Genomic DNA, 24,949 nt, shown 5'->3' on the forward strand with positions numbered 1-24,949 from the left:
AAACGCCCGGTCCCATCCCGAACCCGGAAGCTAAGACCCACAGCGCCGATGGTACTGCACCCGGGAGGGTGTGGGAGAGTAGGTCACCGCCGGAACACCATTAACGGTCGAGGACCCCCACCACCAGGTGGGGGTCCTCCCGCATTTAAACCAAAAAGCCCCTGATGACTCAGGCGGGCAGTTCTGGCATATGCCTAAGAACCATGGAAAAACCTTGGGAATTCCGTTAACCGGTGGAACCTTGGGAATACCTTTAAACGGCCAGCTATTTTGGCCATCGGCATTGAGAGGCCGGAATTCACCGGCTAGGGTTTGGATTCCTACGGACCACTAAGGCGCAGGGTGCGTCGACCGGACCTTATAGGAGTTCCGCGATGCGCGTAGATCCTGTTTTCGCCTCGGGCAAGAACGCAACTAAGAGGCATCGTTTGACCCGTTCCTTTGCGGGGCGCCGAGGGATTTCCCTGGCGTCAGTTGTCTTCCTGGTGGCTGCCACAATTTCCCTTATTGCCGGCCCCGCAGAAGCCGCCACGCTGACCTTTTCTACCACGGCTGACGCCGTCGTAAAACGTGACAGTCCCACCATCAACTTCCGCACGGCAACTGGCCTCAAGGCTGATAATTCGCCGGTCGAAATGATCTTCCTCAAACTCACGGTTACCGGCACTGCCGGCAGCACCGTGACCGGCGCCAAGCTCCGGCTGTTCGCTACGGATCCATCCAACTCAGGCGGCCAAGTCCAACGGGTCCTCAACAACTCCTGGAGTGAGAACACGATCACCTTCAACAACGCGCCCGTTGCGGAAACGCCGATTGTGGCGTCGCGCGGCGCTGTTGCGGACAACACCTATGTGGAGTTCGATCTCTTCAGCGCGATTAAGGGTGACGGGACGTATTCGTTCCGCATCAGCAACACATCCTCCGACGGCGTCATTTACAGTTCCAAGGAAACTTCCGTCACCACGCAACGGCCTCGATTGACCGTCACCACAAACGCGACGCCGCCGCCACCTCCTCCGCCGCCGCCGCCACCGCCTCCGCCCCCCGGCGACAACCCCTGCGGCACTGCGACCGCCCCTCCGGCGAAATACGACCACGTCATGTGGGTGCTCTTTGAGAACAAGACCTATTCACAGGTCATCGGGAACGCCAGCGCGCCGTACATGAGCACAAAGGCGACCCAGTGCGCCTCGGTGACCACCTGGAGCGACGCCGGCACGGGATTGCCCTCATTGCCGAGCTATCTGGCCATGACCTCGGGCAGCACGCAGGGCGTCACTTCCGATTCGAACCCCGCGGGCCTGCCGCCCATTACGGCCGACAATATCTTCCGGCAGGTGCGTACGTCCGGCCAGTCCTACAAGAGCTATATGGAGGACATGCCGTCGAATTGCCGGCTGAGCGCGTCCGGGCTGTATGCCGAGCGGCACAACCCTGAAATCTACTACCAAGGGACAGGGGACAGGGCGTCATGCGCGGTCAACAATGTGCCCCTGGGCACCGTGAGCGCCGGGCAGCTGGCGGGCGACCTCGCCAACAACACCCTGCCGAATTTCTCCGTAGTGGTGCCGAACGTTTGCAATGACATGCATGACTGCAGCGTTGCGACGGGCGACACCTGGCTTTCGCAATGGCTGCCGGTCATCCTTAACAGCCAAAGCTACCGGGCGGGACGCACAGCGATATTCGTACTCTTTGACGAAGATACTCCGGTGCCCAATTTCGTGGTGGCACCATCCGTGGTCCCGGGCACCGTTATCCAGGGCAACTACAGCCACTACTCCCTGCTCCGGACCACCGAAGAAATGCTGGCCATCGGCCTGAAGTTGCAGAACGCCGGCACGGCCCTGAGTTTCCGGTCGCCGCTGCGCATCTAGCGCTGCAGCCGGTGCTTTCCCAGCAGATCCCGGGGAGGCACCGGCCGGTCCGGAACGAACTCCCAGTTGCACTCGTTAGAATTCGACGGGGCTGGATTCCCAAAGACCAGCCCACCGCTTCGTTCTAAGGACACCTCAATGCCCGAGCGCACTATCGTCATCACCGGAGCCAGCGACGGCATCGGCGCGTCCGCCGCGCGGACCTTCGCCCGGCAGGGGGAACGTGTGGTCGTCGTCGGGCGTTCCGCGCAAAAGACCGAAGCGATCGCGAACGAAATCGGCGCGGAATTCTATGTCAGCGACTTCGCCGACCTTGCCCAGGTGCGGACCCTGGCCACGCAGCTGAAGGAAAAGTACCCGCGGATCGACGTCCTGGCGAACAACGCCGGCGGCATCATGGGGCCCCGTGAGCTCACCGTGGACGGCCACGAGAAAACCTTCCAGGTGAACCACCTGGCCCCGTTCCTGCTCACCACCGAGCTGATCGAGGTGCTGACCGCCAGCCAGGCCACCGTCATCAACACCTCAAGCGTCGCGAATTCGCTCTTCGCCAAGTTCGACATCGACGACCTCGACGCGGCCAAGAGCTACTCCACCAACCGCGCCTACGGCAACGCCAAGCTCGCCAACATCCTCTTCACCGCCGAACTGCACAACCGCTACAACACCGAGGGGATCTCGACGGCGGCGTTCCACCCCGGCGGCGTGGCCACTAACTTCGCTGCCGACTCCACAAGCCCCATGCGCCTGGCCTACAAGTCCTTCCTCAAGCGCTTCATGCTGACCCCTGACCAGGGCGCGGACACCCTTGTGTGGCTCGCCAACGCCACCCCGGGCCACGACTGGATCTCCGGCGCCTACTACGCCAAACGGACGCTCTCGAAGGCCAACAAGCAGGCCTACGATGCGGGCCTGGCGAAGGCGCTGTGGCAGCGCAGCGAGGCGATGGTGGCCCAGGACCTCGACAAGCTGGACCAGGGCTCGGATCACGGCGCTTGAGCCTGACCGGAAACAGCGAATTCGTGGGTTAGCATTTTCCTGCCCCTCGCCGATCCGCGGCTGAGGGCTTCTACCTGGGGGAGTGCTCTTAAACGTGCGCCTGAAAAAATTGCTTATCGCGTCCCTGGCGGGTACCGCCGTCGTCCTGAGCGCCACGGCCGTGCCGGCAACCGCCGCGCCGGCGCCGAAGTCGTACAAGAACTGCACGGAGCTGAACAAGGTCTACCCGCACGGCGTCGGCAAGAAGGGCGCCCGCGACAAGACCAGCGGAAAGCCGGTCACCACGTTCCGCGTCGACAACACCCTGTACAACCTCAACGACGGCGGTTTCCGCCAGTACGACCTCGACCGTGACAACGACGGCATCGCCTGCGAAAAGCGCTGATATGACCAGTCGGGATCCTCGCCAACGGCGGGGACCCGATTGCTTTAACCGGCTACTTGAAACGGCGACGGCTTTTGACCGGCTACGGCGCTTGGGGCAGGAGGGGGACGGCTGCTGCGGGCTCCGCCGGGCTCCCACCTACTGCGCGGCGTCGACCTTGTCCAGGGCGTTCAGGGCACTCTCCATGGTCCCGGCCAGGTGGCTGGCGGAGGCCGGCTTGGCGAACAGGTAGCCCTGCAGGGAGTCGCAGCCGCGATCCATCAGGTATTTGGCCTGCGCGGGCGTCTCGATGCCTTCCGCCGTGACTTTCAGGCCGAGGGCATGCGCTGCGCTGATCATGGTGGCGAAGAACGGGAGCTGTTCCTGGCCGGTCTTGATCATGGCCACGAAGGAGCGGTCGATCTTGACCTTGTCCAGGGGCAGTTCCTGAAGCCGGCCGAGCGCGGAATACCCGGTGCCGAAGTCGTCCATGGCAATCCGGACACCGGCGCCGCGCAGCTGCCGCAGCTGGCCCAGCACGTCCGAGGAGGCGTCGAAGAACACGCTCTCTGTCAGCTCAAGGGTGAGCTGGCGCGGGTCAACGCCCGTGGACGCGGCAATCGCGAGCACGTCCGCGGCGAAGTCCCGGTGCTGGAACTGCAGGCCCGAGACGTTCACGGCGACGCTGTAGGCAGGATCGCCGGCCAGCCAGGGCCGGATCTCGGCGCAGGCGCGGCGCAGGACCTCGTCGCCGATCTCGCGGATCAGGCCGCTCTGCTCCGCGACGGGCAGGAACTGGTTTGGCGGCACCAGCCGCCCGTGCCGTTCCCACCGCGCGAACGCCTCGAACTGCACCACCGAACCGATGCCGGGAGAGACCACGGGCTGGTAGTGCACCGAGATCTGGCCCAGTTCGACGGCGCGCCTCAGCCCGGAGTCGCCGTCGGCCTTGTGGGCCGCGGTGTTCAGCATCTCCGGCCGGAACCGCATCCAGTTGTTCTTCCCGGCAGACTTCGCGGTGTTCATGGCGGCGTCGGCCTGCCGCAGCAGTTCCGCGCCGTCCAGCGTCTGCCCCGACTTCGATGCCAGGCCCATGCTGACGCCGGGCCGGACCATGGAGCCGCCCACGCGCAGGGGGGCGTAGAGGGACTCGGCGATCCGTTTGGCCACCGCGTCCGCGTTGAGGCATTCGGTGAGCAGCACCGCGAACTCGTCGCCGCCGAGCCGGGCCACCGTGTCATGCGGGCGGACGCAGTTGCGCAGCCTGGATGCCACCTCCACCAGCAGTTCATCGGCCGCGGAGCGTCCCAGCACGTCATTGAGGTGCCTGAAGTCATCGAGGTTCAGCAGCAGGATGTCCACCGGATCCGGGCGGCGCAGGGCGGCGGCGAGCCGCTCGTTGAAGAGGGGGCCGTTGGGCAGCGCCGTCAAGGGGTCGCGGAGCGAGCCCGCCTTGAGTTCGTCGTCGTGCTCGGCAAACGCCGCAGGAGCGGCAGCCGCTGGACCTCCGGAAAGTGAAGCTCCCGCCGCACCAGAAGTACGACGGCGGGCAAAGTCGCCGCTGAGGGTGCGCCCGGCGCTGCCGGCGCCCGGGTTCCGGCCTGCGGCGCCGCGGATCGAGAGGGCAACGGACGTTCCGGCGTCGGCTGCTCCGGCCGGGGCGGGGACCAGCGAGCACGTGATTTCGACCGGGAGTTCCGTGCCGTCGGAGCGGCGGCCCGAGCCTGCGAACGGGGAGCCGGGGGACGGCGAGCCGGCGGACGGCGAACCAGGGCTTGCGGCCTTGGCCAGCCCGGCCAGGACGCCGTGGAATTCCTCCCGCGAAGCCTCGGCCAGGAGCATGCTGTGGTCCGCGCCGAGCAGCTGCGCCCGGGGGTAGCCGAAGAGCCGTTCCGCGGCCGCATTGAGGAAGGAAATGGCTCCGTCCTGGGCGACCAGCAAAAGTGCGTCCGGGCTGTACTCCAGCAGTTGTTGTGCGAAACCAGCTTCCACGATGTCTAACAGCCCCCCGGCGATGAGTACGGATAGCGGGCACCTTGCGGAGAGCAGGCGCACCGCCGTTCCGCGGCCGAATTCACGAAGGCGATGGTCCCGTCCGCGGTCAGCAGCAGAAACGCATCAGGACCCTGCTCCAGCAGGTCTTCACCAAATCCAGTTCCCACGACGATACCGGCCCCCAAGCGACGGAAGTTCATTGAGCGATGATGTTCCCGGCCGAGGTGCCCGGAGCAATGCGTTTCACTGAATCATAGGGTCCTTCGGTCCCGTGTCCAGCACATTGGGCATGGAACTTTGCGGGTCACCGGTTGCCGGGTACCCGATCGCCCCGCAGCGCGGCGATGGCCAGGGCCGCCCGGTCCAGCGCGGGCTGGAGTGTGGCCTCCGGCTGGGGGCCCGAAAACAGGAAACCCTGCAGGGAATCGCAGTGCAGACTCATCAGGTAGCGGGCCTGGGCGGCCGTTTCCACGCCCTCCGCGGTGACGGTCAGCCCCAGTCCGTGGGCCATCCCGATCATGGCGTTGAGGATGGGGAGCTGCTCGGTGCCGGTGTTGATCATGGACACAAACGACTGGTCGATCTTCAGCGTGTCCACGGGCAGGCCCTGCAGGCGTCCCAGGGAGGAGAAGCCGGTGCCGAAGTCGTCCAGCGCCACGCGGGCGCCGGCCGCGCGCAGGGTCATGAGCTGCTGGATGACGTGGCAGTCGTCCTCGAAGAAGACGCTCTCCGTGACCTCCAGGATCAGCTGGCGCGGGTCCACGCCACAGGATTCCGTCACGGCCATCACCAGCTCGGCGAAGTCCCCGTGCTGCAGCTGGACGCCGGAGACGTTCACGGCCAGGGACCGGGTGGAGTCCTCGTCCAGCCAGGGCTTGAGTTCCGTGCAGCCGCGCAGCAGCACCTCGGTGCCGATCTCGACAATGAGTCCGCTGCGTTCCGCCGCCGGAATGAAATGCTTGGGCGGAACGAGCGCGCCGTCGCGCACCCAGCGGGCCAGGGCCTCGACCTTAGTGACGGTCCCGCTGCCGGCGGAGACGATCGGCTGGTAGTGGACGGCGATCTGTCCGCTGTCCACGGCGCGCCGCAGGCCGGCCTCGAGGTCATTGCGGTCCACGAGGGCCTTCATCATCTCCGGCTTGAAGCGCATGTACCGGTTCTTCCCGGCGGTCTTCGCGGCGTACATTGCGACGTCGGCACGGCGCAGGAGCTCGGAGGCGTCCACTTTGGACTCGCCGATCGAGGCGAGCCCCAGGCTGAGGCTGGGCCGCAGCATGGTGCCGTCGATCCACACGGGGACGCGCAGCGAGTCGACGATCCGGGCGGCGACCGCCTCGGGCTCCAGCGAGTCGAGCAGGAGGACCACGAACTCGTCGCCGCCCAGCCGGGCCACGATGTCACTCGGGCGCACGCACGCGCGCAGGCGCCGGCCGACCTCAATGAGCATCTGGTCCCCGGCGTGGTGGCCGAGGATGTCGTTGACTACCTTGAAGTCGTCCAGGTCCAGGAGCAGGACGTCGACGGCGCCGCCGTGCTGGTCCGCCAGGGCGCTGGCGAGGCGGTCGTTGAACAGCTGGCGGTTGGACAGCCCGGTCAATCCGTCCCGGAAGGCCAGCGCCTTCAGCTGTGCGGACTGTGCGGCGAGGTCGGCCATGGCCCGGGTGATCCGGTCCTGGGCAACCTTGGCCGCGGTAACATCCCGGAAGCTCCAGACCCGTCCGACCACCTGGTCCGCGACTTTCTGCGGGCGGGAATAGCGTTCAAAGGTCCGGCCGTCGCGGAATTCCAGGATGTCGTGGCTTTCCGCCGCGGGATCGGCGTAGAGGGCCTCGACCTTCTCGACGAACTGGGCCGGATCCCGCAACTGGTCCAGGACGAAGGCCATGACCGCCTCGTCCTCCCCGGTGGCCAGCATCTCCCGGGGAATGCCCCACATGGTGACGAACTGATTGTTGACGCCGGCGATCTCGCCGTCGCTGCTGACCACCAGGATGCCGTCTGCGGTGGATTCGAGCGTCGCGCTCAGCAGCGACATGGCCTCGCGGAGGCTGTCATCGTTCTCCGGCCGGTGCGAGGTGTCCCGGACCGCGGCGATCATGCTCGCGGAACCATTACCAGTCCCGTCCCGGGCGCCTGTACCGGTGAAGAAAATAGATCCGGCCACCTCGGCCTGGAACTCCGTACCGTCCCGCCGCACCCCGTAGGCCTCCACGGGCGCAGTGTCAGTGTCAGTTCCGGCGGCAGCGGCGTCGCCGTCGGTGTGGGCGCCGCGGCGGAGGTTGAAGAACAGCCGCTCAAGGCCGTTCCGGAACCCCTCGGCCAGGAGCATGCGGTGGTCCGAGCCCACGAGTTCCCCGCGGGCGTACCCGAACATGCGCTCCGCGGCGGTGTTGACCATCCTGATGGTCCCGTCCTCGGCCACCACCAGCAGGGCATCGGGGCTGGACTCCACCAGGTCTCCGTAGCCCGGGACCGCGGCGGATACTGTCTTGGGGACTGTGCCGGGGGCTTCCTCCGGGTACGACGACGCCGTCACCCGGCTACCGCCGTGCGAACCTGAGACCACCAACGAGACATTYAGAACCCTCCCATCGGGAAATCATAGGCGTCGGAAGCCTCCCTTGGGTGTCAAGAGGGTGTCAACACGTGGGCGGGGCCGGATCCGTGCCCGTGGCGCAGGACCAACCGCCCAGTTGCGCTATCACCTAGGGTGCTTAAAACCCCGGTTTGGCAGCCCTAAGTGATAGGGCAACGCGGGGGGAGCGGCCCACCTGGGACTCTCGAATCGCGGCCTTGTAGTGGCCCACGAGTTCGGCGCCGAGCACGGACCACGTCCGGCCCTGGACCGAGGCGTGCGCGGCCGCGGCGAACGCGCGGCGCTTGGCGTCGTCGCCCATCAGGTCCATTACCCGGGCGCGGAACCCGGCCAGGTCGCCGGGCTCGTACAGCCAGCCGGTCCGGGAGTTCTCCACGAGGTCCAGCGGGCCGCCGCGGCCCGTGGCCACCACCGGCACCCTGGACGCCATCGCCTCCTGGATGGTCTGGCAAAAGGTCTCGAACTCGCCGGGATGGACGAAGAGATCGAACGAGGCCACTGCCCGGGCGAGGTGGTCGCCGCCGAGGAAACCGGTGAAGACCGCCTGCGGCAGGGCAGCTTCCAGGGCGGGCCGCTGGGGCCCGTCGCCAATGATCACCAGCCGGGTCCCGGGAACATCCGCCAGCACCGCCAAATCCTCCACCTGCTTCTCGGCCGCCAGCCGGCCCACGTAGCCGATGATGCGCTCGCCGCCGGGCGCCACGGAAGCCCGCCAGCTGGCGTCGCGCTTCGCTGGGTTGAACCGCTGGGTGTCCACGCCGCGCCGCCACATGTCCACGCGCGGAATGCCGCGGCCGCGGAGCTGGTTGAGCGCGAAAGTGGAAGGAACCAGGGTGCGCGAGACCAGCAGGTGGATCTGGTCCACCCGGTTCCAAGCCCAGTTCTCCAGGAAGTGGACGCCGTAGCGGCCCGCATAGCCGGGCAACTCGGTCTGGTAAATGGCGACCGTGGGGATGCCGAGCTGGTGGGCGGCCTGCGCTGCCCGCCAGCCGAGCACGAACGGGGACGCGAGGTGCACGACGTCGGGCGCGTAGTCGGCAAGGATTCGCTTGACCCGATACACACCGCCCATCGCCACCCGCAGATTCGCGTAGCCGGCCAGCGGGAGCGAGGGGAGCCGGAGGACGCGGGCGCCATAGACCTCGTCCGATGCATCCGTATCCTGCGTGGACGGCGCGATCACCAGCACCTCGTCCCCGCGCTCCTGCAGATGCTCCAGCACGCGCAGGATGGAGTGGGTGACCCCGTTCATGAGCGGCAGGAATGATTCGGCGACGATTGCGATCCTCACCCCTCCACGGTGCGGGCGGCGGTTTGCGGCGCGGGGGAGCAGGCGTGGCCGGGAGGGGAAGAGTGGGTTAACAGGCGGGCGAACTCAGGAGGGAACGCCACAGGGCGCGCAGAAAGGCGGCGGTTGCCGGGAACTAGTCGGGCACCCTTACGTGGGCGCAGTTCAGCGCGGCCATGCGTCCACGGCGCAAACCCCACGAAGCAGAGGTGCCGGATGGCATGACGAAAGTCGAGCTACAGCGGGTCGGGCCAGTTGCCGACCGGGAAGCGGGCACGGATGCCGGAAACCGGACCGCAACGCGCACGCTTGTTGCCTTCCATCAGAAATACCTCCAGAGGCTACGGAACTTCAGAATACGCCCGTCGCCTCCTACCGTCCAGAGGGTCAATCGGCCTTGAGGACATCCGGAAGTTCGTCCACAAACACCGTCTGCGGCGGCTCAAAATAGATGACCAGTACCTGCTCGCCCACGGCGAAAACGCTGGTCTTGTCGAAGGGGTGCGCGTGGAACGCACTGGTTCCGCCGCGGACCGGCAGCATGACCTCGCCGATGGTGCCCGGACCGATCCGTCCGGTGACGCGGCCGATCTTTCCGGTCAGGCTCCGGTCAACATCCTTATGCATCAGAACCCCAGCACATCAGAATCCCAGTACATCAGATCCTCCGGTTCCCCGCGCGCATTCCCGCCCCTACGCCTCAGGCGCCTTCGCAGGCCGTTTCCCGCCATCCCGGGTGTTTTTGAGGGCCGTGGAGAGCGCCGGGAGGTAGTCGCCCACCTGTGCCAAAATACCCCCGATCATCCGGTTGACCCCTTCGCCGCCGTTGAGGACGGTCATCTGGCCGACGTGTGCAAAGGGTTCGGCGGCCGCCGCCACGATCGCCGGCATGTTCTCGGCGAGCTGCTGGGAGATGACGGCGTCCTGGTTGGTGCCCAGTGCTTCGGCGCGGGCCTTGATGCCTTCTGCCTCGGCCAGTGCCTTGGCCTTGATGGCGGAGGCGGCGGCATCGCCGCGGGCCTTCGTGGCGGCGGCCTCGGCCTCGCCGGTGACCTTGGTGGCCCCAGCCGCTGCTGCTGCCGCCGTCGCGTTCGCCTGCGCCTGCACCTCGGTCCGCCGGGCGTTGGCCTGGGCCTCGAGCTCGGTGCGCCGGGCCAGCGCCTCGGCCGCGCTGATGTCCGCCGATTTCTGGCCTTCCGCGTCGGTGCGCTTGGCGTACGCCCTCGCGTCGGCGGGCTTGCGGACGGTGGTCTGCAGTTTCTGTTCCTCCCGGTCGGCCTCGAGCTTGGCCACCTCGGTTTCCTGGACCACCACCTGCTGGCGGGCCGTCGCGTCGGCCAGCGGCCCGGCCTGGGCCGCGTTCGCCTTGGCGCGCTCGGCGTTGGCCTGCGCCTCGGACTGCCGGATCGCGGACAGGCTCCGGGCGTCGGCAATCAAGGCCTCGGCCTCCGCTTCCTTTTCCGCCGCCTCGCGGTTCCGGGTGGCCTCTGCGATGCGGGCCTCCATCTTGACCATGGCGATGTGCGGCTTGGCGATGTTCTGGATGTAGCCCGTGGGGTCCTGGAGGTCCTTGATCTGCAGCGAATCGACGACGAGACCCAGCTTCTCCATTTCGACGCCGCTGGCGCTGCGGACCTGGGAGGCCAGCTTGTCGCGCTCGCGGATGATTTCCTCGACCGTCATGCTGCCGATGATCGAGCGCAGGTGGCCTTCAAAGACGTTGTATACCTGGCTTTCCATCTTGGGCTGCTGGCCCAGGAAGCGCCGCGCGGCGTTGGCAATGAACGGCGGGGCGTCGCCGATCTTGTAGATGACCACGCCGTCGACAATCACCTGGATGCCCTGGGAGGTGACGCAGGAGACCTTGAGTTCGGTTTCGTTCAGCGTCAGGGACAGCGGCCGCACCGTCTGCAGGCCCGGCAGCACCAGGGCCCCCTTGCCCGTGACGATCTTGAAGTCCATCCCTTCACGGGTTTCCAGCGTGCCGCGCGTCAGCCCGGAGATGATGAGGGCCTCGTTCGGTTCCGCCACCTTCCACATCAGTTTTGTTGCCACCCAGATGACGCCGACGACGGCGACCGCCCCCAGGATGATCGAAATGAGCGGATACAAAAATGACAAGTCCGGCATAACCAGGTCCTTTCACGGCGGTGGAAAAGATATTAAGCAAAGCCCCAAACGATGCTGCTGGTAGTCCCCGGCCGGCCTGGAGGCAGGAATTCCCACGCCGCCCAGCCAGCTGTTGTACACAGTCTGTGGTGCTTCCGGCCGGGAGTCCAGCAATTCGACAATGTCCGGGCATACGCCCAAGTCCCGCCGGTGCCTAAAGCCCCTGTTGGGAGCCTCCGCCGCCGTGCCAGCGTGGAAGAGGGTGCGGGCGTTGAAGGGCGGACGAGCGCGCGTGCCTGAGTGAGCGGGGAACGGCGGAGGCCATGAGTGCCTGCCCGTGAAAGGGGTGATGGGTGATGCTCGGCTCTCCCCCCGGGACGACACGGACGGCCGGGATCGCGTGGGACATCTGGCGGGCCGGTCGGGCAAGCCAGGATAAGATCGACCGCCGGCAGCGCGACCGGCTCGCCGCGCTGGTTGAGTGCGCACGGTCCTCCTCGCCCTTCTACCGCAGGCTGTACCGGGACGTCCCGGACACGGTCCCGGACTCAGCCACGGACCGGGCCAAGGACCGGGCCCAGGACCTGGGCAGGTATTTAGGGGAGCTGCCTCCGGTGGGCAAGCGCGAGCTCATGGAGAACTTCGATGACTGGGTGACCGATCCCCACGTCACGCTCGCTGGGCTGAAGCACGACCTGCTCGATGACCCGTCGCGGATCGGCGGCCTCTACCGCGGACAGTACCTCGTGGTGACGACGTCGGGATCCACCGGTGAACCCGCGGTCCTGGTCCATGACCGGACCTCGCAGCTGGTGGCCAGTTTCCTGGGCCCGATCCGCGAACGGCGGACCCTGATGGCGGCCAAGGAGGCGCGGGCTTTCCTGCACCGGGGGCTGCGGGCCGCGGCGCTGATCGCGGACGGAGACCACTTTGCCGGCATCGTGCTGACCGAATCCGCGCGGCGGCACAGCCCCCGCATCGCCCGCCGGGTGCGCGTATTCTCCGTGCTCCGGCCGTTCCCGGACCTCGTGGCGGACCTCAACGACTTCCAGCCGACAGTGCTTTACGGGTATCCGAGCGCCATGGTGCAACTGGCCGCCGAACAGAGGGCGGGACGTCTACGGATTCATCCGCTCCTGGCGGTCGCGTCCGGGGAGAGCCTGGCAGCCCACGCCGCGGCCGAGATCGAGGCGGCCCTCGGCTGCCGGGTTACTGAACGATACCTTGCCTCCGAGGCGCTCGCCCTGACCAGCCGTTGCCGGCAGGGGCTGCTGCACGTCAATGCGGACTGGAACATCGTGGAGCCGGTGGACGACGCCTTCCGGCCCGTCCCGCCCGGCGAACTCTCCCACACGGTGCTGGTCACCAACCTGGCCAACCGGGTCCAGCCGCTCATCCGGTACAACCTGGGCGACCGGGTGCAGCTGGCTGCCGGCCCGTGCGCCTGTGGCAGCCCGTTTCCCACGCTGCGGGTCGAGGGCCGCAGCGGCGGCGTGCTGAGCTTCGCTGCCGCCGACGGGGCAAGGTCGGAAGGGACAAGGTTGGAAGGGACAGGATCGGACGGGACAGGGTCGGACAGGACAGGGTCGGACGGGGCAGTGCCGGCCGGCAAAGTGGTCACCGTGTTGCCGTTGGCGCTGGGCACGGTGATCGAGGAGACCGCCGGCGTCCGCCGGTTCCAGGCGATCCGCACCGGGCCGCGCTCGCTCACCGTGCGGCTCGAGCTCTGGCCGGATGCCGCGACGACGGCCGTGCGGACGGCGGTGGGGGAGCGCCTGGGTGCGTTCTTCGCGGCCCAGGGCGCCGCCGGCGTCGACGTCCGCTTTAGCGATGAGCCGCCCCGGCCGGACCGCAGCGGCAAGTTCCGCGAGGTGTGGTCCGCCTGAGCCGGCTGCTGCTGTCGCGGCTGTTAGGGCTGTTAGTGCTGTTCCAGGATCCGCCGGGCGTCCTGCTGGGCCTGGAGCTGCTCCGGGGTCACGGACTGTCCGGTCAGGAACCCGGCGGCGGCCATGATCCGGCGCAGCTCCGCGACGCTGCGCGGCGTCCGTACCCCGTGGTGCGCCATGGCGTGGCAGTTGGCGCAGAGCGGGACGAGGTCTGTGATGGGGTCAAGTTCATACCCGCTGCCCAGCTGTGACACCGGGACCAGGTGGTGGACCGGGATGAAGTCCTTGCCGATCTCGCCGTAGGCGATTTCAAACGAGAATCCGCACGCGGCGCAGCTGGTCCCGTGGTGGGCGACGCAGACCCGCCGGGCGTCCGGACTGTGTTCGTACTTGTTTACTTCGACCCGGGTGACCGCCGCCGCGGGGACGGTGCCGGGCACGGGCTGGGTGGGGTCAGCCGGCAACGGTCCAAACTCACCCCAGAGGCCGCGGAGCAGGGGCTCGACGGCGGGGTCGACGGCCAGCGCGGGGCCGTGAAGGGCTTCCCAGTCGATCCCTGGCACGGCCTCGGCGAGGACCCCGGTCGGGATCTGGTCGCCGGCGGGCAGGAGGGCGTCGAAGTCCACCTGGAGGTAGAGCGGGGATGGGGACTGTGCGCCGGGCTGTGCGTCGTCCTGGGCGCCGGCCCGGGCGGCGCTCGCGGAGTCCGGTGCCTGGGCGCGGAGAGCCTGCCGTTCCGAGACGATAACGCCGTGGCCGATCAGACCGCGTCCGTGGCGGCCCTGGAGCACCAGCCACGCGTCCGTGCCGGCGGCGTTTCCGGCGTCGCTGTCGAGAGACGTCCCGACGTCCCAGCTGGCCAGGTGCCGGCCGGTTTCGGCGACCTCGTCCAGCACGGCCGGGTAGGTCCAATCGTTCCATTCGTCGGGGTTCCAGACGAGGATGATTGCTGTCATCTGCCCATTGTCGCAGTGCCCGGACTGCCTGCGGCATTGTTGAGCGGCCCGGTCGGCCCGGTCATGCACGTGGCGTTGAGGGTGTCCTCCGCGATGGACTCCATCTGGTGCAGAATGTGGGTGTCCCCGCGTGGGAGCGGTTCCGGCGGGTAGGCCACGGCCATGGTGAGCTGCCGGGTTCCGTCCGCGCTGGTCATGGTGATGGTGCCGTAGCCGGGCACGTCGCCGGGATGGCCGTAGTAGAAGTCGTTGGTGCACAAATCGTTCCAGCGGACCACGCCGAGTCCGTACCTGGCGTAGAGCGGGCTCTCCATTTGCGTGATCGTGGCCGGCTTGAGCAGCTTGTTCTGCAACAGCGCCCGGTAGAACGTATTCACGTCCGCCACGGAGGACACCATGCCGCCGGCGGCGTTGTCGATCTGGGCGGCCGGATAGGTGACGTCCAGTTGTTTGCGGTCCAGCGCGATGTAGCCGTGGACCATGGACGACGGCGCCGGCCCGGCCGCCGTCATCAAGGTCTCACTCAGGCCCAGCGGCTCGATGATGTCGGTGCTGATCACCTCGCCGATCCGCCGGCCGCTGAGGCGCTCGACGATCAGCGCCAGGGCAATGTAGTTCGAGTTGGAGTATTCAAATCCCTGGGCCAGCTTCGCCTGCCAGGAGATCCGCCCCGCCATGGCCAGCAGATCCGCCAGGCTCACCTTGGTGGTCAGGGCTTCGCGCACCGTGGCCGGATCGAACAACGGCCCGTCCACCGACGGCATGCCGGAGCGGTGCTGCAGCAGCTGGCGGACGGTGACCGGTCCCGGCGGGTGCATCACCTTGTTGAACTCCGGCAGGTAGGTGCTGACCGGCGCATCCAGGTCCAGCCGGCCCTCCTCGGCCAGTTTGAGCACGCAGACGGCCACCATGGACTTGGTGACCCCGCCGATGTGCACCGGGTCCGTTATCTCGGCCCGGGACGGGCTGTTCAGGTTTCGGACCCCGTAGGCCGCGGACCACTCGTCCCCGCCCACGCGGACCTGGATGAGGACGGCCGGGGCGCCGTCGTCGAGCAATCTCCTGCCGAACTGTTCGAGCACGGCCCGGTAGCCGGAATCGGGCGACACCGGCGCCGGCGGTTTCGGCCCGGGGACGCAGCCGCCGAGGGCGGCCGTAAGCACGACGGCGAGGATTGCGGCCGTGAGCCGGCGGGATTTTGCGCGGATCCAGACCATCAGCATGAGGGTCCTTCTTGCAGGTCGGGAGTGCAGTCAGGGCAGGAGAATGCCCCCAGCCAGGCACAGTCCTAATGCTTGTGATGGTCCTCAGGCAGACATCAGTCGACCAGAGCCATAAGTCACGGGTACGGATTCGACGTTGCTTGCGACATTCCGAGATCGCGGGCAACCGGCGCAGCGGGCTCAAAGCCTTCGACCATCTGTATAGTCCCGGCCCGGCACTGGAGCTATTCGGTCCGTCTTGATAGCTTCAACGCATGGCCATCAAACTTGAAAACGTCGGTATTGCGGTTCGTGACCTCGAAGCAACAATCGCCTTTTTCACCGACCTCGGTCTCACCGTCGTCGGCCGTGATACCGTCAGCGGCGAGTGGACCGACACTGCCGTCGGACTTGACGGCAACCATGCCAAGATTGCGATGCTCCAGACCCCGGACGGTCATGGTCGACTTGAGCTCTTCGAGTACATCCACCCTCAAGCGATCGAGTCGAACCCAACCCGTCCCAACGACATCGGCATGCACCGCGTGGCCTTCTCGGTTGACGACATCGACGAGGCCCTTGAGGTAGCTGCGAAGCACGGATGCCGTCCGCTACGGGGTGTGGCGACCTACGGTGACGTCTACAAACTCACCTACCTCCGAGGTCCCAGCGGAATCCTCGTGATGCTCGCCGAGAAACTGAAAAAAGACTGACACCCGGATCGGCCCGAGCAGGGGCGTGAAGGGATCAGAAGATGCGCCGATCCGGAAAGACTGCATCATGGGCGGTCCCGCCGGCCCTGCGTGGCTACAGGATCGAGTGGCTGCGCCACGACGTGGTGGCCGGCGCCGCGCTCTTCGCGATCTTGGTCCCCGCTGGCATGGCGTACGCCCAGGCCGCCGGCCTTCCACCGGTGACCGGCCTGTACGCGACGGTAGTGCCCCTGCTTGTCTACGCGGCGGTCGGGCCATCGCGTGTGCTGGTGCTGGGCCCGGATTCCGCGCTCGCTCCGATGATCGTGGCAGCCTTGATTCCCCTGGCCGCGGATAACGAGCAGAAATCCGTGGCCCTGGCCGGTCTCCTCGCCATACTGATTGGCGGCATCTTGCTGCTCGGCTCAGTGCTGAGGTTGGGAATCGTCACTGGACTGCTGTCGAAGCCCATCCGGCTCGGCTATCTCAACGGCATCGCCTTGCTGGTGGCCGTGTCCCAGCTTCCCACCCTCCTGGGGATCTCCGTGGAAGGCGGTACACCCTGGGAAAAACTCATCGCCGCCGCGCCGAAGGTGCTTGCCGGCGAGACCAATTTGACGGCACTGCTGCTCGGCTTGGTCTCGCTGGCGCTCATCTGGGTTCCCCGCCGGCTGAAATGGAAGGTTCCGGGCGTGCTCATTGCGGTGGTTGTGTCCTGCCTCGCCGTGGCAGCGCTGGGACTCCAAGAGCGTTTGACGGTCACAGGTGCCCTCCCGCAGGGGCTCCCTGCACCGGCCCTGGGCGGAATTGGCTGGGCCGACGTCCTGACACTGCTGCCCGCTGCCGCCGCAATCGCCCTCATCGTCTTCGTTGATACCGGAACCCTGGCCCAATCCCTGGCGGCCGCAGAGGGCGGCAGGGTATCCGGCAACCACGAAATGGCAGCCTTGGGCGCGGCGAACGCTGCCACCGGGCTGCTCGGCGGCTTCCCGGTGTCGGCCAGCACGTCCCGCACGCCGGTGGCAGTCGAGTCCGGGGCGAAATCCCAGCTCACGGGGGCCGTGGGCGCCGTCCTGGTGCTCGGCTTCATGCTCGTGGCGCCCGGCGTCACCGAGTTCCTGCCGGCCACAACCCTTGCCGCCATTGTCATCGCCGCAGCCGCCGCAATAGCCGACCCGGCCGGTGTGCGACGGCTCATCGGCATGAGCCGCAGTGAATCGTTGGTGATGCTCGCGGCCTTCCTGGGGGTGACCATACTGGGCGTCCTCCCGGGCATCGCCGTTGCCATCGGCTTGGCAATTCTGGACTTCCTGCGGCAGGCCTGGGACCCCTACCGTGCTGAACTGGTGGACGTGCCCGGGATCCCGGGGTACCACGACGTGAGCCGTCATCCGGAAGGGGACCGCATCCCCGGCCTGTTGATCCTGCGCTTCGACGCACCGCTGTTCTTCGGCAACGGCGCCTTGCTGGGGTCCTTCGTGCGCAACGAACTGGACCAGGCGGGGGACGGCATAGAACGCGTGGTGCTGGCGGCAGAACCAGTGACGGGAATCGACACGACTGCACTGGACGAGTTGGTGCAGCTTGACGAATGGCTGGACCGGCACGGCGTGGACCTGGTGTTCGCCGAGCTCAAAGACCCGGTCAAAGACAGATTGTTGCAGTACGGCATGGGCGCGCGCTTCTCTCCCGAACATTTCTACCCAACTGTGAGCGAAGCAGTGAGGGCGTTCCAACGGGAGAAAAGGGAGGGGTAGGGAACGGTTGTCCCCGGTCATCAGCCAGTTCGGTCACGGGCTCAGCCGACGGCGCGTGCGCCTAGAGGCGCACGCGCCACCACAGGGTGGTCGCGGTGCAGGTTTCCGAGGGCTGAGGCGCCCTGCGGCGACCCCAGTTCCTCGAAGAACTCCACGTTGGCGCGCACGTAATCGGCCCACTCGTCCGGGACATCGTCCGAGTAATAGATCGCCTCGACCGGGCAGACGGGATCGCAGGCGCCGCAGTCCACGCATTCGGACGGGTGGATGTAGAGCGAGCGTTCACCCTCGTAGATGCAGTCCACCGGGCATTCGTCGATGCAGGCCTTGTCCTTGACGTCCACACAGGGCTGGGCGATCACGTACGTCATGGCTGGCTACACACCCGTGTAGACGGTCTTGCCCCACGTGAAGAAGTCCAGCGCGGACTTCCCCTGTTCGCGGAACGTGTTGGTGGAGGAGTCCTTGACGCCGCCGAACGGCACGTTCAGGTCCAGGCCCGCCGTCGGACGGTTGACCTTGATGACCCCGGCCTGGGCGCGGGCGGCGAAGTCCGTGGAGAGCGCCAGGGAGTCGGTGCAGATGCCGGCGGTCAGGCCGTAGCGGGAGTCGTTGATCGCGGCGAGCCCGGCCTCGTAGTCCGGGACCTCGAGGACGGCCACGACGGGTCCGAAGATCTCTTCGGTCACGGCGGCGTCGTCGAAGGGCAGGTCCGTGAGGATGGCGACCGGGAAGAGGAACCCGGCGTCCGTGCCGCCGTCGTACTCGCCGTGCAGCAGCGTGGCGCCGCGTTCGACGGCGGTGCGCACCGCGGCCTGGTTCTGTTCGAACTGCTGGCTGCTCACCACGGCGCCCATCTTTGCGGCTTCGAGGCCGTCGCCGGCGGTGTACTGCGCGGCTTCCTCGGTGAGGGCCGCCAGGAATTCCTCGCGGATGCCGGGCGTGACGTAGACGCGGGACGTGGCGGTGCAGGCCTGGCCGGTGAGGCCGAACGCGCCGGCCGCCACCACCTGGGCAGCCTTGCGGGGATCGGCATCGTCCAGGACCAGCACGCCGTTCTTGCCGCCCATTTCCAGCTGGACCCGGGCGCGGCGGGCGTTGAGGATCTCCTGCAATCCGAGCCCGACGTTGGTGGAGCCGGTGAAGGACAACCCGGCGATGCGGGGATCGCGGGCCAGGGCGTCGCCCACCACGCGGCCCTTGCCGTGGACCACGTTGAACACGCCGGCGGGCAGCCCGGCGTCCTGCAGGGCGCGGGCCAGGTGCGTGGCGGAGAGCGGCGTGAGCTCGGCCGGCTTGATGACCACGGCGTTGCCGCTGATCAGCGCCGGCGCGGACTTCCATGCCGGGATGGCGATGGGGAAGTTCCACGGCGTGATGAGCCCGACGACGCCGAGAGCCTCGCGGCGGGTGGTGATGGTGGTGTCCGGCAGGCCGCTGGGCAGCACCTCGCCGGTGGCGGCCCAGCCGAGGGAACCGAAGAAACGCAGCACGTCGGAGGCGCGCTTGACCTCGCCCTTGGCCTCGGCGAGGGTCTTGCCCTCTTCACGGACGAGGTCCTCGGCGATGGCGGTCTGGCGCTCCAGGAGCAGGTTGCCGGCGGCCATCAGGATGGCGCCGCGGGACGGGGCGGGCATGGCTGCCCAGGCCGGCTGCGCGGCGGCGGCGGCGGTGATGGCGGCGTCGACGTCGGCTGCGGTGCCGCTGGGGGAGAGGGCGGCGAGTTCGCCCGGGCGGGCCGGGTTCATCCGCTCGGTGTCCGCCCCGCCGAGCCATTCGCCGTTGATCAGGTGCCGGGCGGTGAGGAGGTCCCGGGCTGTTGCGGCTGAGGTGTCTGTGTCGGTGGAAGTCATGGTGGTCCTTCGTGAGAGTCGGAGCAGGGTGTGTGGGCAGTGGTCAGCGCCTGTGGCTAGAGCCCGCGGATCAGGCCGCCGTCGCAGCGCAGTGCCACTCCGGTGATGTAGGAGGCCGGCGCGCTGCAGAGGAACGCCGCGGCGGCGCCGAATTCCTCGGGTTCGCCGTAGCGGCGGGCGGGGATGGTCTTGCGGGATTCGAGCTGGATCTCCTCGGGCGAGGTGCCGCGCCGTTTGGCGGCGGCCTGGTCCAGTTCCGCGACCCGGTCCGTGGCGATGCGTCCGGGAAGGAGCATGTTGACCGTGACGGCGTCCAGCGCCACCTCGGCGGCGAGGGTCTTGAGGTAGCCGGCCAGCGCCGCGCGGCCGGTGTTGGACACGGCCAGGTTCGGCAGTGGTGCCACGACGCCGCTCGACCCGACGGCCAGGATCCGGCCCCAGCGCCGTTCCCGCATGCCCGGCAGGATGTGCGAGACCAGGGCGTGATGCGGTTTGACGAGTTGTTCGAACGCCGCGGCGATGTCGTCCGCGCCGAGCGTGGCGGCCGCGCCGGGCTTCGGCCCGGGACCGTTGAGGACCAGGATGTCGATGGGCCCGAGTTCCGCGACTGTCTGCTCGACGGCGGCGGCCACGCCTTCGGCGGTGCTGAGGTCCGCTTCGATGGCGACGGCGCCCGGTCCGTAGGCGTCCGTCAGTTCGGCCACGATCTCCTTGGCGCGGACTTCGCGCCGGCCGGTGATGGCCACCCGGACGCCTTCGGCGGCGAGGGCCCGGGCGATGGCGAGGCCCAGGCCGCCGGTCGAGGCGGCCACAAAGGCGGTCTTTCCGCTGATTCCGAAATCCATCAGTTCCTCCCCGCCGTGGTCAGCACGGCGGCCGGGTTCGGGCCGAGGGCCTTGGCGGCCTCGGCCAGGTGGGTGCGCAGCCCGGTCCGGAGAACCTCCGGGAACGGCGCGGCCGGTGCCCGGACGCCGGCGTCGGCAATGAGTCCGCGCTGGTGCAGGCATTCCTTGCGGATCGCCAGCGCGATTTTCGCCTGCTGCTCGAAGTTGATCAGCGGCAGGTAGGGCAGCAGGGCATCGCGGGCGGCCTCGTAGCCGTCTTTCTGCCAGGCCTGCACGCAGGCGATGAGCGCTTCCGGGTAGGAGAAACCGGTCATCGCCCCCGCGGCGCCTGCCATGAGCTCGTCCAGCAGCCCCTGGCCGCCGAGGCCGCCGAAGACAGAGACGTCGAGGGCTGCGGTGAGGTGCCCGATCGCCACGGACGTGGGCGGGGCCTCGGCCTTGACCGCGGTGACGAAGCCGCAGGCCTGCACCACGGAAATGAGCGCCTCGGTGCTGATGTGGACGCCGCTGGCCAGCGGGTAGTCCTGCAGCACCACGTTGGCGCCGGTGGACTGGTGGATGGCGTTCAGGTGCGCGATGACCACACCGGGGTTGGCGGAGTTTGCCTGGACCATGACGGCCGACAGCCGGTCCCCGGTGGCGGCCTGGATGGAACGGATTTCATCGACGGCCGTGCCGGTGAAGAGGGAAGTCACCCCCACCACGAGGGGCAGGCGCGTTTCCTCCACGACCACTTCCAGGACCAGGCTGCGCTCGGCCGCCGTCAGGGCCGCGGCCTCGCCGAACACGCCCAGGACCGTGAGTCCCGTGGCGCCGATCGACTCGTAGTAGCCCACAAGCCCGGCCAGGCTGTCCGTGTCGACATCCAGGGTGCTGCCCTGGAACGGTGTGGCGACGACGCCCCACACGCCGGGTGTCAGTGACTCCCGCATTGGTTTCTCCTTCTAAGCTCTTGTTGTTCTTCGAGCGGCTGAATCTTCGGGCCGCGGAACGGCTAGCGGCCCGGCCAGTGAGGCGCGCGCTTCTCCTGGAAGGCGCGGACGCCCTCGGCGGAGTCTTCGCTGTCCAGCGCCGCCATGAGGGCGGGGAGCCGGAGGCCGCGGGCCTCGGTGGCGGTCAGGTGCGCGGTCTGCGTGACCATCTGCTTGACCGCCCGGACCGAGGTGGGGGCGCAGGCGAGGATCTGGTCCACCCAGCGCTGTACCGCGGCGTCGAGCTGGTCCGCGGGGACCACCTCATTGACCAGGCCCATGGACTGCATCTCTGTGGCCTCGGCCTTCCGCCCGGTCAGGAGCATGCCCATTGCCTGGGTGTACGGGATCCGGCGCACCAGCTGGTGGATGCCGCCGTCGAGCGCCAGACGCCCCACGCGCGGTTCCGTCAGCCCGAAGCGGGCCGTGTCCGCGGCGATCACGATGTCCGCGCCGAGCACGATCTCCATGCCGCCGCCGAGCGCATAACCGTTGACCCGGGCGATCACCGGGATGTCCAGCGTGGTGCGCAGGCTGAGCCCGCCGAAGCCGTTCGGGTCCAGGCCCGCCCAGTATTCGAGCCCGGTCTTGTCCACGGCGGAGGCGGACATGTCCGCGCCGACGCAGAAGGCCCGGGTTCCGGCGCCGGTGATGACCACGGCGCGGACGTCCGGATCGGCTTCGAGCTGGTCCCAGATCTCGTTGAGCCGGGCCTGCGCGCCGCCGTCGACGGCGTTGAGCACATGCTGGCGGTCGATGACCACGGTGGCGACGTGGTTCTCGATGGTCAGGGTGACCTGGTCAACGGCGGTGGGAACTGAGGCGGTCGTCCCGGCCTCTGAAACGGCGGTCACCGAAGGACCCCCAGCTGCTGCAGGCGCTCGATGGTCTCGGCGTCGAAGCCGTTCTCCAGCAGCACCTCGACGTTGTGTTCGCCGAGGCGCGGGGCCACCCGGCGGATGGTGGGCGGGGTGGCGGAGAGCCGGATGGGCGCGTTGAGCATCTTCACGGTGCCGACGCCGGGGTGTTCTGCCTCGACGATCATGTTGTTGGCGTGTGTCTGCGCATCGGCCAGGGTCTGCTCCAGGGTGTGCACCGGGGCGTTGAGCAGCCCCTGGTCTTCGAGCCGGGAGGTCCAGTATTCGGTGGTGTTGGTGGCCATGCGCTCGCGGAAGATCGCCTGCAGTGCCGGCTTGTGCTTGAACTGCTGTTCGAGGTTGGCGAACTCGGGCCGCAGCGTGAGGTCCTCGTCCAGGCCCAGGGCCTCGGAAATGCGCAGCAGCGGGTCCGGGGTGAAGCCGCCCACCATGCAGACGGCGCCGTCGGTGGTTTCAAAGACGCCGCTGAGCGGCATGGCGCCCCAGTTGACCTCGTAGCCGCGGTTAAGCTGCATGCAGGCCTCCTGCATCTGCAGGTGCAGCATGGAGTCGTACATGGTCACCTCCACCTTCTGCCCGACGCCGGCGGACTCGCGGGTGCGCAGTGCCAGCAGGATGCCCTGCATGAGGTGCATGCCCGTGATGTAGTCGCACAGCGTGGTGGGGTAAATGGCCGGCTTCATGTCATCCGACTCGCGCCGCCACATGACGCCGGAGTAGGCCTGGGCGATCGCGTCCTGGCCGCCCTTGTGCGAGTAGGGGCCCTCGGGGCCGAATCCGGTGCCGGAGGCCCAGATGATGCCCGGGTTCTGCTCCTTCAGGTCCTCGTAGCCGAAGCCCATCCGCTCCATGACGCCGGAGCGGAAGTTGCTGACCACGACGTCCGCGTCGGCGAGCAGCCGGCGGAGGACGGCTTTGCCGTCATCGGTGCGGGTGTCCACCGAGATGCTGCGCTTGTTCCGGTTGATGGACAGGAAGATCGGGTTGTCCTGGCCGTCCTTGTCCGGGAACGAGTTGCGGGAGATGTCCCCGGCGCCGGGGCGTTCCACTTTGATGATGTCCGCGCCGTAGTCGCCCAGCAGCTGGGTGCAGGACGGGCCCATGAAAACCTGGGTGAAGTCCACGATCTTGATGCCGTCCAGGGGGAGCGGGGTGCCAGCCGGCTGTGCCTCCGTGGCGGCCGCCGTCGTGCCTTCTGCCGTTGTGCCTGAGAACAGGTCGTCGATGACGGTGCTCATGCCCCCACCACCGCGTCCACGTCAAGGGTGGCGTTCGACGACGGGACGTCGCCCGGGTCCGCGCCGTGCCGGCGCATGCCCTGCTGGATGTCCAGGGCGGAGACGTCGCGGACGAGGGTGCCGTTCTGGATCGCCAGCGCGGCGGCGACGCCGACTGCCTGGCCCATGGCCATGCAGGGCGGGATCTCGCGGGACATCTTCTGGGCCTCGGGGGTGGCGGAGTAGTGCCGGCCGGCGACGAGCAGCTGGTCAACTTCCTTGGGCAGCAGCGAGCGGAAGGGGTAGTAGTAGTCGCGGCCGCGGGCCACGGTGTCGGCGAAGTGGCGGCGGGAGGTGACATCTTCCTTCGTCATGACGTACTCGCCTTCGAGCAGGCGGGTCTGGCGCACGCCCATCTGGGACGCGACGTCGAGCATGTAGCAGTTCTCGAAGCCGGGCAGGTTGGAGCGGACGTAGTCCACGGCCTCGGTGATGCGGTCCCGCGCGGCGAACTCGGCGGCCGTCATGTCCGCCGGGTCGACGCCGTCGAACCCGGTCATGTGGGGTGCGTTGCACCAGACGACGCCGTCGATGGGGGTCTTGAGCCACCACAGTTCCCAGGCGCCGCCGAGGAGGCGCTTGATCTTGCGGTTGATGGCGCGGGCTTCCTTCGGGTTGGCCTGTTCGAAGGCCTCCGCGGCGTTGGTGTCCACGTTGCCCAGGCGGAAGACGAGCGTGGTGAGGTAGCTGTCCTTGACGTAGCTGGCGCCGGCCCGGGAGGCGACGTCGATGTCGCCGGTGGTGTCGATGACGACGTCGGCCATGAAGGCCTGCGGGCCGGATTTGGTCTCGCAGATGACGCCCTTCATGACGCCGTTGTCCACGATGGGGCGGGAGAACCAGGAGTGCAGGCGTAGGTTGACGCCGGCCTCGCGGACGAGGTCGTTGGAGACACGCTTCCAGCCGTCCGGGTCGAAGGCGGCGGCGTAGCAGACCGGCTTGGGGGTGGTGTGGGAGTGGAAGTCGAAGGTGCCGTAGCGGCCCCACTTGTTCCACAGTTCCTCGGAGGTCTTGCGGTCATCGGCCGGCGGGACGATCGCCAGGCCCAGCTTCTGCAGCCGCTCGACGTACTCGGAGACGATGCCGGTGACCGTGATTTCCTGGCCGTTGATCATGTCATCGAGCACCAGGACCATGCCGCCGGAGGCGAGGCCGCCCAGGGAGGAGTAGCGTTCCAGCAGCGTGACAGAGGCGCCCGAGCGGGCCGCGGTGACGGCTGCGGCCACGCCTGCGGGGCCACCGCCGACGACGAGGACGTCGGAGCGGGAGATGACGGGGGCGGTGAGGTCCGCCGTGGTGGTGCTGAGTTCCAGCGACGACATGGCTGTGGACGGGTTCATGGGGGATCCTTACTGTTTCGGCCGAAGTGCCGTTAGAGGCGTGCCGTGGGAACGGGTGCCGTTG

The 24,949-nt window shown here is 67.8% G+C and carries 20 protein-coding genes and 1 rRNA gene; 7 read left to right on the forward strand and 14 right to left on the reverse strand.

The window, feature by feature from the left end:
• The 4 genes from rrf to AC1DZV_RS20055 all read left to right on the forward strand — a co-directional run.
• A 5S ribosomal RNA gene (gene rrf, locus AC1DZV_RS20040) occupies positions 1–95 on the forward strand; the annotation flags it as partial.
• Between the two features lie 279 nt (positions 96–374).
• Positions 375–1,877: a CBM96 family carbohydrate-binding protein gene (locus AC1DZV_RS20045; protein WP_476954429.1), complete on the forward strand. Its 1,503-nt coding sequence runs from the start codon at positions 375–377 to the stop codon at positions 1,875–1,877.
• A 138-nt stretch (positions 1,878–2,015) separates the two neighbouring features.
• Positions 2,016–2,876, forward strand: coding sequence for an SDR family NAD(P)-dependent oxidoreductase (locus AC1DZV_RS20050; protein WP_476954430.1), 861 nt, complete (start codon positions 2,016–2,018; stop codon positions 2,874–2,876).
• Between the two features lie 94 nt (positions 2,877–2,970).
• Positions 2,971–3,261, forward strand: a complete 291-nt coding sequence (locus AC1DZV_RS20055) for an excalibur calcium-binding domain-containing protein (protein ID WP_476942812.1) — start codon at positions 2,971–2,973, stop codon at positions 3,259–3,261.
• Between the two features lie 138 nt (positions 3,262–3,399).
• Here AC1DZV_RS20055 and AC1DZV_RS20060 read toward each other — a convergent pair whose 3' ends face one another.
• The 5 genes from AC1DZV_RS20060 to AC1DZV_RS20080 all read right to left on the reverse strand — a co-directional run bounded on the left by AC1DZV_RS20060 (position 3,400) and on the right by AC1DZV_RS20080 (position 11,249).
• Positions 3,400–5,232: a putative bifunctional diguanylate cyclase/phosphodiesterase gene (locus AC1DZV_RS20060; RefSeq protein WP_476954431.1), complete on the reverse strand. Its 1,833-nt coding sequence runs from the start codon at positions 5,230–5,232 to the stop codon at positions 3,400–3,402.
• A gap of 307 nt (positions 5,233–5,539) precedes the next feature.
• Positions 5,540–7,801 carry a putative bifunctional diguanylate cyclase/phosphodiesterase gene (locus tag AC1DZV_RS20065; protein WP_476954432.1) on the reverse strand — a complete coding sequence of 754 codons (2,262 nt, stop codon included), beginning with the start codon at positions 7,799–7,801 and terminating at the stop codon, positions 5,540–5,542.
• A 148-nt stretch (positions 7,802–7,949) separates the two neighbouring features.
• A complete protein-coding gene (locus AC1DZV_RS20070; RefSeq protein WP_476954433.1) occupies positions 7,950–9,122 on the reverse strand; it encodes a glycosyltransferase family 4 protein in 1,173 nt (390 codons plus the stop codon).
• A 384-nt stretch (positions 9,123–9,506) separates the two neighbouring features.
• On the reverse strand, positions 9,507–9,746 hold the full coding sequence (locus AC1DZV_RS20075) for a hypothetical protein (protein ID WP_143264731.1): 240 nt from the start codon (positions 9,744–9,746) through the stop codon (positions 9,507–9,509).
• Between the two features lie 66 nt (positions 9,747–9,812).
• On the reverse strand, positions 9,813–11,249 hold the full coding sequence (locus tag AC1DZV_RS20080; RefSeq protein WP_079553343.1) for a flotillin family protein: 1,437 nt from the start codon (positions 11,247–11,249) through the stop codon (positions 9,813–9,815).
• Positions 11,250–11,584: 335 nt separating this feature from the next.
• Here AC1DZV_RS20080 and AC1DZV_RS20085 point away from each other — a divergent pair, with 335 nt between their 5' ends.
• The gene (locus tag AC1DZV_RS20085) at positions 11,585–13,114 is read left to right on the forward strand and encodes a phenylacetate--CoA ligase family protein (RefSeq protein WP_476950336.1); all 1,530 of its coding nucleotides are present in this window, start codon (positions 11,585–11,587) and stop codon (positions 13,112–13,114) included.
• 32 nt (positions 13,115–13,146) lie between these two features.
• Here the strand turns inward: AC1DZV_RS20085 and AC1DZV_RS20090 are convergent, their stop codons facing one another.
• Together AC1DZV_RS20090 and AC1DZV_RS20095 are read right to left on the reverse strand one after the other, a co-directional pair.
• A complete protein-coding gene (locus tag AC1DZV_RS20090) occupies positions 13,147–14,070 on the reverse strand; it encodes an HNH endonuclease (RefSeq protein WP_476954434.1) in 924 nt (307 codons plus the stop codon).
• Positions 14,067–15,293, reverse strand: coding sequence for a serine hydrolase domain-containing protein (locus AC1DZV_RS20095; protein ID WP_476954435.1), 1,227 nt, complete (start codon positions 15,291–15,293; stop codon positions 14,067–14,069). Before AC1DZV_RS20095 ends, AC1DZV_RS20090 begins: the two co-directional genes overlap by 4 nt.
• 254 nt (positions 15,294–15,547) lie before the next feature.
• Between AC1DZV_RS20095 and AC1DZV_RS20100 the strand changes: the two genes are divergently transcribed.
• On the forward strand, positions 15,548–15,985 hold the full coding sequence (locus AC1DZV_RS20100) for a VOC family protein (RefSeq protein WP_028277292.1): 438 nt from the start codon (positions 15,548–15,550) through the stop codon (positions 15,983–15,985).
• A 41-nt stretch (positions 15,986–16,026) separates the two neighbouring features.
• Complete coding sequence (locus AC1DZV_RS20105; protein WP_476950340.1) at positions 16,027–17,721, forward strand: SulP family inorganic anion transporter; 1,695 nt, start codon at positions 16,027–16,029, stop codon at positions 17,719–17,721.
• A 41-nt stretch (positions 17,722–17,762) separates the two neighbouring features.
• Here the strand turns inward: AC1DZV_RS20105 and fdxA are convergent, their stop codons facing one another.
• From fdxA to AC1DZV_RS20140, 7 genes are all read right to left on the reverse strand, one after another.
• The gene (gene fdxA / locus AC1DZV_RS20110) at positions 17,763–18,092 is read right to left on the reverse strand and encodes a ferredoxin (RefSeq protein WP_028277294.1); all 330 of its coding nucleotides are present in this window, start codon (positions 18,090–18,092) and stop codon (positions 17,763–17,765) included.
• Between the two features lie 6 nt (positions 18,093–18,098).
• A complete protein-coding gene (locus AC1DZV_RS20115; RefSeq protein ID WP_476954436.1) occupies positions 18,099–19,574 on the reverse strand; it encodes an aldehyde dehydrogenase family protein in 1,476 nt (491 codons plus the stop codon).
• 56 nt (positions 19,575–19,630) lie between these two features.
• The gene (locus tag AC1DZV_RS20120) at positions 19,631–20,419 is read right to left on the reverse strand and encodes an SDR family oxidoreductase (protein ID WP_243180280.1); all 789 of its coding nucleotides are present in this window, start codon (positions 20,417–20,419) and stop codon (positions 19,631–19,633) included.
• Entirely contained in the window at positions 20,419–21,351 is a 933-nt protein-coding gene (locus tag AC1DZV_RS20125) for a dihydrodipicolinate synthase family protein (RefSeq protein ID WP_476954437.1), read from the reverse strand. Before AC1DZV_RS20125 ends, AC1DZV_RS20120 begins: the two co-directional genes overlap by 1 nt.
• A gap of 62 nt (positions 21,352–21,413) precedes the next feature.
• On the reverse strand, positions 21,414–22,244 hold the full coding sequence (locus AC1DZV_RS20130) for an enoyl-CoA hydratase-related protein (protein WP_476943931.1): 831 nt from the start codon (positions 22,242–22,244) through the stop codon (positions 21,414–21,416).
• Positions 22,241–23,506 (reverse strand): CaiB/BaiF CoA transferase family protein, encoded by a 1,266-nt coding sequence (locus tag AC1DZV_RS20135; RefSeq protein WP_476950344.1) that lies wholly within the window; start codon positions 23,504–23,506, stop codon positions 22,241–22,243. Before AC1DZV_RS20135 ends, AC1DZV_RS20130 begins: the two co-directional genes overlap by 4 nt.
• Entirely contained in the window at positions 23,503–24,885 is a 1,383-nt protein-coding gene (locus AC1DZV_RS20140; protein ID WP_476954438.1) for an FAD-dependent oxidoreductase, read from the reverse strand. Before AC1DZV_RS20140 ends, AC1DZV_RS20135 begins: the two co-directional genes overlap by 4 nt.
• Positions 24,886–24,949 lie beyond the last annotated feature (64 nt).

It is taken from the genome of Arthrobacter sp. P1_D12 (assembly GCF_056406175.1).

Bases quoted from the DNA above. Each gene is read 5' to 3' on its own strand.
- AC1DZV_RS20085 (WP_476950336.1), top strand. From the start codon at position 11,585: ATGCTCGGCTCTCCCCCCGGGACGACACGGACGGCCGGGATCGCGTGG.
- AC1DZV_RS20080 (WP_079553343.1), bottom strand. From the start codon at position 11,249: ATGCCGGACTTGTCATTTTTGTATCCGCTCATTTCGATCATCCTGGGG.
- AC1DZV_RS20075 (WP_143264731.1), bottom strand. From the start codon at position 9,746: ATGCATAAGGATGTTGACCGGAGCCTGACCGGAAAGATCGGCCGCGTC.
- AC1DZV_RS20100 (WP_028277292.1), top strand. From the start codon at position 15,548: ATGGCCATCAAACTTGAAAACGTCGGTATTGCGGTTCGTGACCTCGAA.
- AC1DZV_RS20140 (WP_476954438.1), bottom strand. From the start codon at position 24,885: ATGAACCCGTCCACAGCCATGTCGTCGCTGGAACTCAGCACCACCACG.
- AC1DZV_RS20050 (WP_476954430.1), top strand. From the start codon at position 2,016: ATGCCCGAGCGCACTATCGTCATCACCGGAGCCAGCGACGGCATCGGC.
- AC1DZV_RS20090 (WP_476954434.1), bottom strand. From the start codon at position 14,070: ATGACAGCAATCATCCTCGTCTGGAACCCCGACGAATGGAACGATTGG.
- AC1DZV_RS20125 (WP_476954437.1), bottom strand. From the start codon at position 21,351: ATGCGGGAGTCACTGACACCCGGCGTGTGGGGCGTCGTCGCCACACCG.
- fdxA (WP_028277294.1), bottom strand. From the start codon at position 18,092: ATGACGTACGTGATCGCCCAGCCCTGTGTGGACGTCAAGGACAAGGCC.
- AC1DZV_RS20105 (WP_476950340.1), top strand. From the start codon at position 16,027: ATGCGCCGATCCGGAAAGACTGCATCATGGGCGGTCCCGCCGGCCCTG.
- AC1DZV_RS20120 (WP_243180280.1), bottom strand. From the start codon at position 20,419: ATGGATTTCGGAATCAGCGGAAAGACCGCCTTTGTGGCCGCCTCGACC.
- AC1DZV_RS20135 (WP_476950344.1), bottom strand. From the start codon at position 23,506: ATGAGCACCGTCATCGACGACCTGTTCTCAGGCACAACGGCAGAAGGC.
- AC1DZV_RS20095 (WP_476954435.1), bottom strand. From the start codon at position 15,293: ATGCTGATGGTCTGGATCCGCGCAAAATCCCGCCGGCTCACGGCCGCA.
- AC1DZV_RS20115 (WP_476954436.1), bottom strand. From the start codon at position 19,574: ATGACTTCCACCGACACAGACACCTCAGCCGCAACAGCCCGGGACCTC.
- AC1DZV_RS20045 (WP_476954429.1), top strand. From the start codon at position 375: ATGCGCGTAGATCCTGTTTTCGCCTCGGGCAAGAACGCAACTAAGAGG.